Annotated in this window: 11 protein-coding genes; 5 read left to right on the top strand and 6 right to left on the bottom strand. The window is 41.2% G+C overall.

The features are described 5' to 3' along the window. Positions 1 to 521: 521 nt before the first annotated feature. Both VB654_RS12240 and dnaK read right to left on the bottom strand, forming a co-directional pair. The gene (locus tag VB654_RS12240; protein WP_323214039.1) at positions 522 to 1,886 is read right to left on the bottom strand and encodes a UDP-N-acetylmuramoyl-tripeptide--D-alanyl-D-alanine ligase; all 1,365 of its coding nucleotides are present in this window, start codon (positions 1,884 to 1,886) and stop codon (positions 522 to 524) included. Positions 1,887 to 2,338: 452 nt separating this feature from the next. Further along, positions 2,339 to 4,210 (bottom strand): molecular chaperone DnaK, encoded by a 1,872-nt coding sequence (dnaK, locus tag VB654_RS12235; protein WP_323214038.1) that lies wholly within the window; start codon positions 4,208 to 4,210, stop codon positions 2,339 to 2,341. A 403-nt stretch (positions 4,211 to 4,613) separates the two neighbouring features. Between dnaK and VB654_RS12230 the strand changes: the two genes are divergently transcribed. From VB654_RS12230 to VB654_RS12220, 3 genes are all read left to right on the top strand, one after another. Then, positions 4,614 to 5,681, top strand: coding sequence for a glycosyltransferase family 4 protein (locus tag VB654_RS12230; protein ID WP_323214037.1), 1,068 nt, complete (start codon positions 4,614 to 4,616; stop codon positions 5,679 to 5,681). A gap of 2 nt (positions 5,682 to 5,683) precedes the next feature. Further along, positions 5,684 to 7,000 (top strand): ABC transporter substrate-binding protein, encoded by a 1,317-nt coding sequence (locus VB654_RS12225; protein WP_323214036.1) that lies wholly within the window; start codon positions 5,684 to 5,686, stop codon positions 6,998 to 7,000. Between the two features lie 122 nt (positions 7,001 to 7,122). Then, on the top strand, positions 7,123 to 7,809 hold the full coding sequence (locus VB654_RS12220; protein ID WP_323214035.1) for a class I SAM-dependent methyltransferase: 687 nt from the start codon (positions 7,123 to 7,125) through the stop codon (positions 7,807 to 7,809). Between the two features lie 22 nt (positions 7,810 to 7,831). Here the strand turns inward: VB654_RS12220 and VB654_RS12215 are convergent, their stop codons facing one another. Together VB654_RS12215 and VB654_RS12210 are read right to left on the bottom strand one after the other, a co-directional pair. Next, entirely contained in the window at positions 7,832 to 8,053 is a 222-nt protein-coding gene (locus VB654_RS12215) for a hypothetical protein (RefSeq protein ID WP_323214034.1), read from the bottom strand. Next, positions 8,043 to 8,747: an FkbM family methyltransferase gene (locus VB654_RS12210; RefSeq protein ID WP_323214033.1), complete on the bottom strand. Its 705-nt coding sequence runs from the start codon at positions 8,745 to 8,747 to the stop codon at positions 8,043 to 8,045. The genes VB654_RS12215 and VB654_RS12210 overlap by 11 nt, the downstream gene beginning before the upstream one ends. 612 nt (positions 8,748 to 9,359) lie before the next feature. Here VB654_RS12210 and aspS point away from each other — a divergent pair. Beyond that, positions 9,360 to 11,147 carry an aspartate--tRNA ligase gene (gene aspS / locus VB654_RS12205; RefSeq protein ID WP_323214032.1) on the top strand — a complete coding sequence of 596 codons (1,788 nt, stop codon included), beginning with the start codon at positions 9,360 to 9,362 and terminating at the stop codon, positions 11,145 to 11,147. A 79-nt stretch (positions 11,148 to 11,226) separates the two neighbouring features. On the opposite strand, the gene VB654_RS12200 is transcribed toward aspS, so the two are convergent. Continuing rightward, the gene (locus VB654_RS12200) at positions 11,227 to 12,042 is read right to left on the bottom strand and encodes an S-layer homology domain-containing protein (RefSeq protein ID WP_323214031.1); all 816 of its coding nucleotides are present in this window, start codon (positions 12,040 to 12,042) and stop codon (positions 11,227 to 11,229) included. 341 nt (positions 12,043 to 12,383) lie between these two features. Between VB654_RS12200 and VB654_RS12195 the strand changes: the two genes are divergently transcribed. Next, positions 12,384 to 13,313, top strand: coding sequence for a DUF2382 domain-containing protein (locus VB654_RS12195; protein WP_323214030.1), 930 nt, complete (start codon positions 12,384 to 12,386; stop codon positions 13,311 to 13,313). A gap of 110 nt (positions 13,314 to 13,423) precedes the next feature. Here VB654_RS12195 and VB654_RS12190 read toward each other — a convergent pair whose 3' ends face one another. After that, positions 13,424 to 13,582 (bottom strand): hypothetical protein, encoded by a 159-nt coding sequence (locus VB654_RS12190; RefSeq protein WP_323214074.1) that lies wholly within the window; start codon positions 13,580 to 13,582, stop codon positions 13,424 to 13,426. Between the last annotated feature and the right edge of the window lie 100 nt (positions 13,583 to 13,682).

The following is a 13,682-nucleotide window of genomic DNA, read 5'->3' as shown; positions in this document are numbered from 1 at the left end:
TAAATCGAAGGTTTGGGGATTGACAGATAGCTGAGACTGTTCCCTGTTCCCTACCTCGACGACAAAACAACGGCACGCTACGCGAACAGCAAACCCTATGTAGATGTATTCAAGGGTTTTTTATACTTCCTATCTAATTAACATTTATTCAGGCACAATAAGACATAAATACGGTAATTTTGTCTCAAGGGTTGATCTTGGATACTTGATTTTTTAAAATCTTTTATTAATAATAAAGATAACCTCTAACAAGTTGTAGTCCATCTTGTTAAGAACCTAACCTTATCCAATTTTTAAGTCCGCACCTGCGGACTTTATTTATCCGGGAAATATATATTTCCACACCAAAAATTAGGTCTAAATATTGAATTTAATAGCTTTATTTCTTGAAAATTCGATACTTTTTCTGGTTAATTACGCATTGAAGATTGTATACCCGGATTTTGAAACCATTAGTGTATATAAGGGTGGACAAAGATGCACACCCTACAAGATTTATAACCTTAATATGTGTACTTTATTTACTTGCTAATTACTGTAAATTCCGCACAAAATTGATTAACAACACGATCAAGTCCTACTGAATGGGCGGCTTTGAATAAAATGCGATCGCCTGTTTGAACAAATGTCTTTAATCTGGCTACTAAATCACCATGAGTAGCAAAGCATTCTGATGGGATATCCCCAGCACTTTGAGCGATCGCTTGTGCATCTGTACTATCCACTAAAACTAGCAAACCGTCTAATTGCAACTTCTGCACCGTTTCACCCACTCTTTGGTGCAATTGCAGCGATCGCTCTCCTAATTCTTTCATTGCACCTAATACCGCAATTTTGCGTTTTCCCGGTGTATCTGCCAATAATTGCAAAGCTGCTTCCATAGCTTCTGGTGCAGCATTATAAGTTTCATCTAAGAGAATAATATCATGGGGCAGGGTAAATCGTTGCGATCGCCCCGTGGGCATATTCACCTTGACACCATTTTGCAAAGTTGACCAGGGGATTCCTAAAACCTGCGCTACTGCTAAAGCTGCTAAAAAATTACTGGCATTGTGACGACCAGGTAAAGGCAAAGGTAGCCCCATTCCGTTAACTTTTATCGTTTCGTTATCAGTCAGCACTCCTTGAATGTCGCCACCAGATAAGCCATAAGTGACAACTTCCCCAGACCAAACTTGCTGCGCTGTAGCCATTAATAGGGAATTATCATGATTGAGAATAGCTACACCATCTTCAGGCATTTCGGCTAATAACTCACATTTAGCACGAGCGATCGCTTCTTCAGAACCCAATAACTCAATATGTGCCGTGCCTACATTAGTAATTACCCCAATATTCGGAAGGGCGATTTGTGTGAGTTCGGCAATTTGTCCCTCACCCCGCATGGCCATTTCCACCACAGCATAGTCATGTTCTGTATCCAGTTCTAACAAAGTTTTGGGAACGCCGATTTCGTTATTAAAATTGCCAAAAGTTTTGTGAACTCGTCCCTGAGTTGCTAATACTGCGGCGATCAATTCCTTTGTTGTGGTTTTACCTACAGAACCTGTCACCCCAATCACTGGAATATTTAAGCGATCGCGCCACCATCTACCCAGTTGCTGATATGCTACTAAGGTGTTTTTAACTTGCAATACAGGTAAACCCGGATTATCATAATCACCATCCACAATCGCCGCTAAAGCACCTTGAGCGATCGCAGTGGGGACGAAATCGTGTCCATCAAATTTTTCCCCTCGTAAAGCCAAAAACACTTCCCCAGGTTTGATCATCCGGGTATCTGTTTGGATAGCGCTGCTGACTTGTGTGAAAGCAGCTTCAGATAAATTGATAGCTTGGGCGCACAGAACTTCTAACAATTGGGAGATGCTAACAGACCAAGGCATAATTATGAACTTATTTTCAAAGTTAAATTAGTGAAACCCAAAGTATACAAATTTTCTGGTGCTTAGTCCCATTATTTCTGTGAGAAAAAATATATATAGCCACCTCATAGTTAACCGAAGCTCAAACTTATCTAAATATTAATAATCATGTGATATGATGTATTTGCTGGTGAAAATCCAGATGATTGCGACACGTCAACCCCGCAATTAACTAAACTAAACCGTTTAGTCTAGATAAAGAAAAATTTCTAATTCCTACCTCCTCAAAATCACCCCCATCTCCAATTCAAAATTGACTTTTGACTATTGATTTTTCCTCTAACTCGCCTCCTAAACCCCAATTATGGGAGAACAAGAATTTCCAAAGTCCCCCAAATTTGGGGGATTTAGGGGGCAAAACAGGGCTTGTGTGTACACGCCTCGCTGGTGGGGAGGGGTTGGGGATGGTTTTTTTACTTACTTTCCACAAAATCGGCATCAATTACATCTTCACCACTGGCGCGATCGCCATCACCTCCACCAGCTTGAGCATAAACAGCACTACCAACTTGCATTAAAGCTTGCTGTAACTCATTGGTCAGAGACTTCATGCGATCAAAATTATCTTGATTAATCGCTTCTTGCAAATCCTGTACTAACCCTTCAACTCGGCTACGATCCTCAGCACTCACCTTATCACCCAAATCTTGCAGTTGCTTCTGGGCTTGATAAGCCAAGGAATCCGCCATGTTTTTAGTATCAATTTGTTCACGGCGTTTGCGGTCTGACTCAGCGTGGGATTCTGCATCTCGTACCATATTTTCCACATCCCGCTTATCGAGGGTGGAAGCACCAGTAATAGAAATCGACTGCTGTTTACCCGTAGCCTTATCTTGAGCAGTCACAGAAAGAATACCATTAGCATCAATATCAAAAGTCACCTCAATTTGTGGGACACCTCTAGGTGCTGGCGGAATTCCATCTAAGCGGAAAGTTCCCAAACTCTTGTTATCTTTAGCGAATTCCCTCTCACCTTGGAGAGCATGAACTTCGACATTTGTTTGACCGTCAGCAGCAGTTGAGAAGATTTCCGACTTTTTCACCGGGATAGTAGTATTGCGGTCAATAATCTTAGTCATCACACCACCGAGAGTTTCCACACCCAAAGACAAGGGAGTGACATCTAACAGCAGAATATCTTTCACCTCACCAGCTAAAACACCTGCTTGAATAGCAGCACCAATCGCTACCACTTCATCAGGGTTCACACCCTGACAAGGATCTTTACCAATAATCCGTCGCACCAATTCTTGCACAGCCGGAATCCGAGTCGAACCACCCACTAATACAACTTCATCAATTTCCCCATTGCTCAATTTGGCATCTTGCAACGCTTGCTGCACTGGTTGACGACAACGATCTAAAAGATCCGCCGTCATTTCCTCAAATTTAGCCCTGGTCAACGTCATATCCAGATGTTGTGGCCCTGTTTGAGTCGCGGTGATAAAGGGGAGGTTAATATTGGTTTGAGTCGCACTGGAAAGTTCAATTTTGGCTTTTTCTGCGGCTTCAGTTAGTCTTTGTAAAGCTTGCTTATCTTTACGCAGGTCAATACCTTGATTACGCAGAAACTCATTAGCCAACCAATCGACAATCTTTTTATCAAAGTCGTCACCACCTAAATGGGTGTCGCCACTGGTGGATTTAACTTCAAATACACCGTCTCCTACTTCCAAAATGGAAACGTCAAAAGTTCCCCCACCCAAGTCAAAGACCAAGATAGTTTCGTTGGTCTTCTTATCTAAACCATAAGCCAGTGCTGCTGCTGTCGGTTCGTTGATAATGCGGAGAACTTCTAAACCGGCAATTTTTCCCGCGTCTTTAGTCGCTTGGCGTTGAGAGTCGTTGAAATAAGCTGGAACCGTAATTACAGCTTGAGTAACTTTGTCTCCCAGATATTTACTTGTATCATCAACCAACTTCCGCAGGACTTGGGCGGAAACTTCTTCCGGTGCAAATTGCTTGCCAGCTGCGGGACAGTCGAGTTTAACATTACCGTCGCGATCGCGCACAACTTTATAAGTCACCTCTGTCGCTTCATGGGTAATTTCTTCATGTTTGCGCCCAATAAAGCGTTTTACTGAATAAAAGGTATTTTCTGGGTTCATCACCGCTTGTCGTCTGGCAATTTGACCAACCAAGCGTTCACCAGACTTAGTGTAAGCCACCACAGAAGGAGTCACCCGTTGTCCTTCAGCGTTAGCAATGACTAAGGGTTGTCCACCTTCCATGACAGCAACGCAAGAGTTAGTCGTTCCTAAATCAATTCCAATTACTTTCGGCATATAATCTTCCTCTCTAGCTTCGTTTCAGCAATTGTGGCGATGAGGATCAGACACTGGGTATTGAAAATGGGGTATTATAGCAAAAGTCAAAAATGAAAGACTGGCTGTGACTGGGTTTTAGGCTTTTGCCATGTCCTAACAACCTTGGCGGTTACTATATCTAATGGATTTAGTATGAGGTAGTTGAATCTTCAGCTTTTTAGCTTGCTGACCACCAGTATTCTTCCTCTATCAATCTTTGATCTCAATCAAGCTTCCTACTTAAAACATTAGACAAATTTATAATTGAGTCGGTTCGGTTTTATAGCAAGGTGCGATCTGCTTGCAGCAGCGCTTCGCTATCGCAATAACCGTACCACTAAACATTTTGATATATTTATCCCATTAACACCCCTCTACCATCATGCGTTTGTTATGTGTATCTACACCCATTGGTTTTTTAGGTTCAGGTGAGGGAGGTGGCGTAGAATTAACCCTGGGCAATGTGGTTCAGTCCTTAATTGACCGTAACCATAGTGTTACCATTGTTGCACCCCAAGGATCTCAGTCAGCCTATGGACAGGTCATAGAAGTAGCCGGAGTAGCCCCAGACTCTGCACAACATCAGGAACGCAATACTCCTGTTTCTATTCCCGCAGGTAGTGTTTTAGCACAGATGTGGGAAACAGCAAGGAAATTGCAGTCAGAGTTTGATATTGTGTTGAACTTTGCCTATGATTGGCTACCTTTTTATCTCACGCCTTTTTTCCAGCGTCCTGTAGCCCATTTGGTCAGTATGGGGTCTTTGTCTATAGTTATGGATGAAGCTATCCATAATGTGGCTCGGCGTTTCCCCGGAACAATTGCTGTTCATACTCAAGCCCAAGCCCAAACCTTTGGTTTTGCTTCCGCCTGTCGTTGTCTGGAAAATGGATTGGATCTCAGTCTTTATGACTGTAATTTACACCCCCAAGATTACTTAGGATGGGTGGGGCGCATTGCTCCAGAAAAAGGCTTAGAAGATGCTATTTCGGCAATTAACAAAACCCAGATTCCTTTAAAGATTTGGGGTAAAATAGAAAACCCTCAGTACTGGCAATGGATTCAAGCCGAATTTCCCTCAGCCCCATTTATCTATGAGGGGTTTTTAACAACTTCAGCCCTCCAGAAAGCTTTAGGAAAATGCCGGGGGTTATTAATGACTCCCCATTGGGTGGAAGCCTTTGGGAATGTGTGCATAGAAGCTCTGGCTTGTGGTGTGCCAGTGATTGCTTATAATCGTGGTGGACCAAGTGAAATTGTCAACTCAGGCAAAACAGGATGGCTGGTGGAACCCGATAGTGTAGATGGACTGGTGGAAGCGATCGCCAAACTAGGGCAAATTGATCGCCGTCATTGCCGAGAACAGGCTGAAGCGGTCTACTCTTTGGCAGCTTTAGGGGAAAACTTTGAAGCTTGGCTCGATGATTGTTTAGCTAACCATTGGGGATAAAAATGACTCTTTTACTACACCCCATTACTATTTATTTTCGCCAGTGTCTTGCTTCTGCTGGGAAACGATTAGTTTTAGGAATTGTTCTGATTTCATGTCTAGTCATCTTATCTGGCTGTCAAGCTTCATCACAAAAAGATGATGGTGTAATTCGTTTGACATTGTGGCAAGGAATTAATCCCCCAGTTAATCGAGATGTGTTTCAAAAATTAGTCGATAAATTTAATCAGACTCATCCTGATATCCAAGTAGAATCTATTTTTGCCGGTGGACTAGACCAACAATTGCCGAAAATTCTCGCCGCAGTTGTCGGAAATGTCCCTCCAGATATCCTGAGTTTTTACCCACAATTAACAGGTCAGTTTAGTGAATTAGGCGCAATTAGACCTTTAGAAGATTGGTTGGACAAATTACCCCTAAAATCGGAAATTAGCCCCAACTTATTGGCAGCCTTAACATTAAACAACCATCTTTGGTCAGTTCCACTTTACACCAGCAATCTGGGCATTTTTTACCGCCCTCAGTTGTTCCAAGCAGCAGGAATTACCGAAACACCAAAAACTTGGTCAGAATTAAGAGAAGTTGCCAAAAAATTGACCATAGACAAAGATGGCGACGGTAAACCCGAACAGCATGGAATTTTATTACCTTTAGGTAAAGGCGAATGGACTGTATTTAATTGGTTCCCCTTTTTATGGAGTGCTGGCGGGGATATTATTACTGATGATAATCGACCAAATTTGACAACCGAGGCAGCCGTTACAGCTTTGCAATTCTGGCAAGACTTAATCAAAGATGGTTCAGCCAAGTTATCTGCACCTGAGCGTGGTTATGAAGAAGACGACTTTATCGCCGGTCGTGTTGCTATGCAGATTACAGGCCCTTGGACTTATATCATGAAGTCTAATGTTGATTATCAGGTATTTCCTATGCCTGTAAGTGTAGAAAAAGCCACGGTCATTGGCGATGGTAATTTCTATGTAATGAAGACTACCCCAGCCAGAGAAGAAGCCGCACTCAAGTTTTTAGAGTTTGTTTTGAGTGAAGAATTCCAAACAGAATGGAGTATCGGGACGGGTTTTTTGCCAGTGAATATTAAATCTACCCAAAGTGCAGCTTATCAGCAATTCATTACCGAAAAACCCGTGTTAAAAGTTTTTCTAGAACAAATGCCTGCGGCACGTGGTAGACCGATTATTGCTGGTTATAGTAGTTTATCTGATAGTTTAGGTCGAGCTATTGAGGCTACCTTGCTGGGTGCATCTCCAGAACAAAGTTTAAAAGCAGCTCAACAACGCCTTGATTTAATTTGGAAATAAATAGGGTTTGCTGATTTGTAAGGGTGCAAGGTCTTGCGCCCCTACCGCGTAGTCTATAACTAGACAAAGGTTAATATTCAGTGTAAATTTTAGAATGTTACCTAGAGAATTGTTACTTGAATATGCTACAAGAAAATCAAACACCCACTGATATTTTCTCGGAAATATATGCAAACAACATCTGGGGAGGAAATTCAGGAGAATTTTTCTCAGGTAAAGGTTCAGATGATATTTTTGCTGTCCCTTATTGTAATTTAATCACAGATTTTGCTGTGAAGCAACAGTTAAACAATATCAGAATTATCGATTTAGGATGTGGTGATTTTCGGGTTGGTCAACAGCTTTTAAAAAATTTAGAAAAAGCCCAAATTAAATACCAATATATAGGTATAGACATAGTACCAAAATTAATAGAACGCAATCAGATTCAATACGCTAATACTAATGTAGAATTCTTATGTGTTGATGTTTTAACCGAAGATTTACCAACTGGAGATATCTGCTTAATTCGCCAAGTTTTGCAGCATTTATCTAACCAACATATTCAAAAATTCATCGATAAAGTCACTCAATATAAATATGTATTTGTGACTGAAAGTTATCCTGAAAATGAACAGGATTGTGTACCCAATATAGATATATCTACAGGTGCTGAAATTAGATTAGAAAAAAATTCAGCAGTCTTTTTAGATCAAGCTCCCTTTAATTTAAATAATGTAGAGTTAGTTCTAGCTATACCCTACAAAGAGGAGATTCTTTTGTATGGTAAGCATAGTAAACTTTGTATATTTAAAATTGAGAATCACTAAAATAGAGGGATAAATTCCTCTATTAGCTTATATCCCCTTCTATTCGGGGGATATAGGCATCACTTGTATAGCAACCGCCAAGGAGATTAGGAGATTGTTGATTGCTGAAAGCCTTGATGTAGGGGCGGGTATGACTACGCAAGCTATGACAGATATGTTCAATTACCAATACCAATAATAATTGTAATAAACCCGCTCCTACTTGGTTTCTACTCAGCACTAACAGCACTTTGCTATAAGTCAAGATTATAGGCGAAGAAATTGCCGACATTAGAAAACCGAGCATCTTGATAGGGGACAAATTCCACTCGAAAGCGATGACTAATGAATAAATCTGCCAACGTTCCCACAGTGTATTTCTCGAATCCTTCGACCTGTGCTGCACTGGGGATAGAGTCCATCAGATGATACTCTCCGACAAAACAGCAGACTTGTCGTAAGCGTTGAGATGTGAGCAGAATGGGAAACTCGCTTCCTTCGCAATCGATTTTGAGAATTTTTACCTTTGAATCTCCGATGATATCATCCAGGGCGACTGTACTTACAGGTTGACCATCTGACGCAAAAATATTGCCCGATGCTGTGTTCATCCCTACCGGATCTGGCCCATCATCTAACATTTGTGTATAGCCAGAATGATATAACTCAGAATCTTGCTTCTTATCTGAACGCCAAACGGCTTTGGAATTGATTACCACATTTGTAGAAGCCAGATTTTTTCGTGCTAGTTCAGCATTTTCTAAATTAGCTTCAAACCCTTCAATCTTTCGCGACCCCCGTTGCCAACATAAGTAAGAAAAACATCCGATATGCGCTCCAATGTCAATGATGCGATCTTCTGCTTGAAGCTGTTCAGGAATTCGATACTCGTTTTTTTCGACAACGTAACGGAAGGCTACTTCATCTATTGTATTCGGTCGGAAGAAAATTTCAGTCATGGAAGTTTATGGATAATAAGTGCCAGCGTAAAAAAGGGTTTATGAATGTAAAATTTACATTTTTGGCTGTGGTTTTTTCCAGTACATGACTGAATCTAACCTAGCTATATTACCATGTTTTGTTACTTGGAACTTGATCAGGAGTGCTGAGTTGAAAGACTGCCCATTTTCACTGTGGGCTGAATCAAATATATACAAATATATAGGAATCCGGTTTGAATTTTGATAGCTTGCGTGGCGTAAGCCATACAAAACGAACTATACCTTGATTCCTTCTTCCCTGTTCCCTATCCTCACAAATAACTTTTATGCCTAACGGCATAAGTATGGCTGAACCTGGGCATAACCTCTCATAGACTTCTCAAACCAGGAAATTTATACCCATAGTGGTGCGTTGTGGGAATTGGAGGCTGCAACTAAGATTCAGTCAGAGCTATTGAGGCGAGGTTGCTGGTTAAGGATGACGGAGAAACAGCATTTAGCCCAGGCGATGAAAAATTGCTGAACTTTTTTTCTGCAACTGAAACTACTACAATTACTATTGATGCTAGATAATGGGAAAGCTTTGACATTTACTAGCCCATCTAGCCCGACAGAATAAAACTAACACCTATGCGAACTCACTATTGCGGCGAACTCCGAAAAAAAGATATTGGAGAAACTGTTACCTTTTACGGATGGGTAGACCGTCGCCGCGATCATGGGGGCGTGATATTCTTAGATTTGCGCGATCGCTCTGGCATTGTTCAAATTGTTAGTGATCCGCAACGCACCCCCGATTCCTATGAACAGGCAAATAACCTGCGGAATGAATACGTTGTCGAAATCACCGGTAGAGTCACGCACCGTCCAGACGAATCTTTGAATCCGCGCCTCCCCACGGGCGAAGTAGAAATCTACGCCGATAAAATTACACTACTCAACGGCGTTAGTAAACAGTTACCATTCCAAGTTTCCACGGCTGACACTGAAAATGTGCGGGAAGACTTGCGGCTGAAGTATCGTTATTTGGATTTGCGACGAGAACGCATGGCACAAAATATGCAATTGCGCCATCAAGTCGTTAAAGCCATGCGTCGTTACTTAGAAGATTTGCAAGGTTTTATTGAAATCGAAACCCCAATTCTCACCCGTTCTACCCCAGAAGGTGCTAGAGATTACATCTTACCCAGTCGGGCAAATCCTGGCGAGTGGTTTGCTTTGCCGCAATCACCCCAGCTATTCAAACAAATACTGATGGTATCGGGGATGGATAGATATTATCAGATTGCCCGTTGCTTCCGTGATGAAGATTTACGCGCTGACAGACAACCAGAATTTACTCAATTGGACATGGAAATGAGTTTCATGTCCCAAGAAGAAATTATTGATCTGAATGAAAAGTTAGTGGCTCATATCTTCAAAACAGTTAAAGGCATTGAGTTAAACTTACCATTCCCCCGGCTGACCTACGCCGATGCCATGTCACGCTATGGTACTGATAAACCAGATACTCGTTATGGTTTGGAATTAGTCAATGTTGCCGATGTTTTGCAAGATTCTGGGTTTAAAGTTTTTCGGGATGCGATCGCTCATGGTGGTATTGTAAAAATTCTGCCAATTCCCCACGGTAACGATGCCATTTCTAACGTCCGCATTAAACCAGGTGGTGACTTATTTAAAGAAGCCAGCGAAGCCGGTGCAAAAGGTTTAGCTTTCATCCGCGTTCGGGAAAATGGTGAAATTGACACCATTGGCGCGATTAAAGACAACCTCAGCGCAGAGCAAAAACAGGAAATTCTGCAACGTACAGGCGCAAAACCCGGACATTTGTTATTATTCGGGGCTGGTGACACAACTACAGTTAATAAAACTTTAGACAGATTGCGGCAAGTTGTAGCTAGAGAATTTAAGTTAATTAACCCCGAAAAAATCAACTTACTCTGGATTACAGATTTCCCCATGTTTGAGTGGAATGCTGACGAAAAACGCCTAGAAGCACTGCATCACCCCTTTACTGCACCCCATCCCGAAGATGTGAGTGATTTAAAAACTGCCCGCGCTCAAGCTTACGATTTGGTGTTAAACGGTTTAGAAATCGGTGGGGGTAGTCTGCGGATTTATCAAAGCGATATTCAACAGCAGGTGTTTGAAGCCATTGGTTTATCGCCAGAAGAAGCACAAAATAAATTTGGCTTTCTCTTGGAGGCCTTTGAATATGGTACACCGCCCCATGGTGGCATAGCCTATGGTTTAGACCGTTTGGTAATGTTGCTGGCTGGGGAAGAATCTATTCGGGACGTAATTGCCTTTCCCAAAACACAGCAAGCCCGTTGTTTGCTTACAGATGCGCCTTCAGGGGTAGATACCAAGCAATTGAAAGACTTACACGTTGCTTCAACTTACAAACCCAAATCTTAACTTAAGATAAATCATCATGATTTGTAGTTGCGCTTTAGCGCTAAAGCGTAACTACGAGCCAATAGGTGAAATCTTTAATTCACCGAGCCGCTTGGCTAACTGCCGGGCGAACAATATAGTTATAAGCTTCTACATTACTAGGCAGGGGTTCAATTCTATCTTGAGCAACCAAAGTTTGGTGGATAAAAGCGGTCGCAGTTGCCCGTCTGAGAGGTTCATTAGGTTCTAACACTCTAGGATTTGGATAATTGACCACCAGATTTTTTTGTGTTGCTATCCCTACGTCATTAATAGCATACTGAGGAATTTGCTGGGCATCAACATAAAAATCTTTTGCCAGTGCAGCTACAGGGGTAGTTGGCTGGGGTAATGCTGCTACTAAAGGCTGCATTAAAGAAGTCATCGCCAGTGGCAAATATACAGGCCTTCTCACAACTCGACGAGCTTCTGGTGCTAAATTTAAACCTCTAGTTAAGGTAACTAACGCATCTACTCTAGAAACTGGCTGATTTGGGCCAAAAAAACCACCAGGATAACCACTCATAAATCCTTGTTGATAAGCTGACTCAATTGCCAAAGATGCCCAATATCCTTCAGGAACATCTTGAAAAGCACTGGCATCTTCTATTTGCCGTACTGGTTCTTGCTCAAAAGCCTGCCGAATCATCGCGGCGAATTCATCACGTTGTACAGCCTGTTCGGGTCGAAATGTGCCATCTGGATATCCCACAATAATATTTCTTTCGGCTAAACGCTCAATAAATGGTTTTGCCCAATAATCAGAGGGGACATCAGGAAAAGTATTCTGTGCTGAAGCTGAGGTAGTTAAACTTGCTGCCATGCCTAGAGTTAGCAAAGATACACTTAATGCAGATAAATGAGATAAGCTAGACATCCAAATATACCTCCATTAATTTAAATAAATAAATTACTTTTAAATTTATATGTATATGATATTTTTTTATTTATAAATAGTTATCTACCTGTTGATTTAAACAATTGTATCTAAAGTTAGAAGTCAGATGTGCTAAATACTAATTAATCTATAGCAATCAAATTATAAATACCTCAGAGTGCTTGAATAATTAGAGGATTTGAGATTTATTTTATAGACCACCTAATTATTAACTCTACTACAAGTAGTAAATAGACGATTAATTAAATTCGACCATAGAAAGAAGTAGAAATTGGAAATATTTTTTAGGATTGTAGGTGTAGATTTGGGTAAAAAATAATATGGTTCTTTATAAACTTGAAGATTTTGCTGCTGACTATAAAATTACTGATGCTGATAGTCCTGAAATCAGAGACTTTGATGTTTACTCAGACATCAATAACGAAAAAGTTGGCACAGTCAACAATATTTTAGTGGATGAAACAGGACGTTTTCGTTACCTAGTTGTTGATACAGGCTTTTGGATTTTCGGGAAGCAAGTATTGCTACCAATTGGGCGTTCCCGTATTAGCTATGCAGATAGACGCGTCTACGCTACAGGACTTACCCAAGAGCAAGTAGAAAGCTTACCTGATTTTAACGACCTGGAACGGGTTGATTATGATTATGAAGAGCAGGTACGTGGAGTTTATCGGACTCCGTTTGCAGAAACACCTTTAGAAACTGCAACACCTGTAGAAGCTACAACACCTGTAGATATTCCATCGGCTTATTCTGAGGGTAGAGCCAGATCTGCTACACCTGCATCCAGCACTACTTATGACCGTGATACTTATACTTACGACCGGGAACCGGATCTTTACAGTACCAGTGAGCGCAATCATCAAAACTTGAAACTTTACGAAGAACGGTTAATTGCGAATAAATCCCGCATTAAAACCGGAGAGGTAGCAGTTGGTAAGCACGTTGAAACTGAGAGAGCAAATGTTTCTGTCCCAGTGGAAAAAGAGCGTGTAGTTATTGAACGCACTACGCCAACAGATGCTGGACGAGCAGCCGCTCCTGGCGAAGTTAACTTCCGTGAAGGTGAAGTTGCACGTATGGATGTTTATGAAGAGAATGCTGACATTCGTAAGGAAGCTGTTGTACGTGAAGAAGTAAAAGTTAAGAAGGTTGTAGAAGAGGATACTGTTGAGGCTCAAGAAAACCTGCGTCGGGAAGAGTTAGACGTTAATAAGGATAATGAGCGCTCACCCAAAAGAAGGAGTTGAGCAATTTTAGAGATGATTTTGGGTTGTCAATTATATTGGCAACCCCTTAAAATCAAAAACCCCCACAACTGGGTTTTACACAACAAAACTATGAACTCCAAACTTTTGATTTAGCGGATATATTTAATTTCTGCTTCAAGTTGATGAATCAGTTGCTCGTCACTCTTAGCTTTGGCTACTTGCAAGCGATGTTCTAGACTTTTTTGAATATTCACTCTATGAGTTTCTTGTGCTTGACTGATAGCTTGTAGTTTATTCTGAGTCATCATAGTACTCCTTTTTAATTTTTATTATGTCTGCTATTCTTAACATATCATATTTTTCGTATCTGTCGATACAGAAAATTGTGTCTTAATATAATTTTATTAT

Origin of the sequence: Nodularia sp. UHCC 0506 (assembly GCF_034931045.1) — a bacterium.
Classification (GTDB): Bacteria; Cyanobacteriota; Cyanobacteriia; order Cyanobacteriales; family Nostocaceae; genus Nodularia.
The sequence above is the reverse complement of the archived record's forward strand: the minus strand, read 5'-3'. Positions and strand labels throughout refer to the sequence as shown.

What these genes read in the sequence shown, in the direction of transcription:
- VB654_RS12240 (WP_323214039.1), bottom strand. Translation starts at nt 1,886, where the DNA reads ATGCCTTGGTCTGTTAGCATCTCCCAATTGTTAGAAGTTCTGTGCGCC.
- dnaK (WP_323214038.1), bottom strand. Translation starts at nt 4,210, where the DNA reads ATGCCGAAAGTAATTGGAATTGATTTAGGAACGACTAACTCTTGCGTT.
- VB654_RS12230 (WP_323214037.1), top strand. Translation starts at nt 4,614, where the DNA reads ATGCGTTTGTTATGTGTATCTACACCCATTGGTTTTTTAGGTTCAGGT.
- VB654_RS12225 (WP_323214036.1), top strand. Translation starts at nt 5,684, where the DNA reads ATGACTCTTTTACTACACCCCATTACTATTTATTTTCGCCAGTGTCTT.
- VB654_RS12220 (WP_323214035.1), top strand. Translation starts at nt 7,123, where the DNA reads ATGCTACAAGAAAATCAAACACCCACTGATATTTTCTCGGAAATATAT.
- VB654_RS12210 (WP_323214033.1), bottom strand. Translation starts at nt 8,747, where the DNA reads ATGACTGAAATTTTCTTCCGACCGAATACAATAGATGAAGTAGCCTTC.
- aspS (WP_323214032.1), top strand. Translation starts at nt 9,360, where the DNA reads ATGCGAACTCACTATTGCGGCGAACTCCGAAAAAAAGATATTGGAGAA.
- VB654_RS12200 (WP_323214031.1), bottom strand. Translation starts at nt 12,042, where the DNA reads ATGTCTAGCTTATCTCATTTATCTGCATTAAGTGTATCTTTGCTAACT.
- VB654_RS12195 (WP_323214030.1), top strand. Translation starts at nt 12,384, where the DNA reads ATGGTTCTTTATAAACTTGAAGATTTTGCTGCTGACTATAAAATTACT.
- VB654_RS12190 (WP_323214074.1), bottom strand. Translation starts at nt 13,582, where the DNA reads ATGATGACTCAGAATAAACTACAAGCTATCAGTCAAGCACAAGAAACT.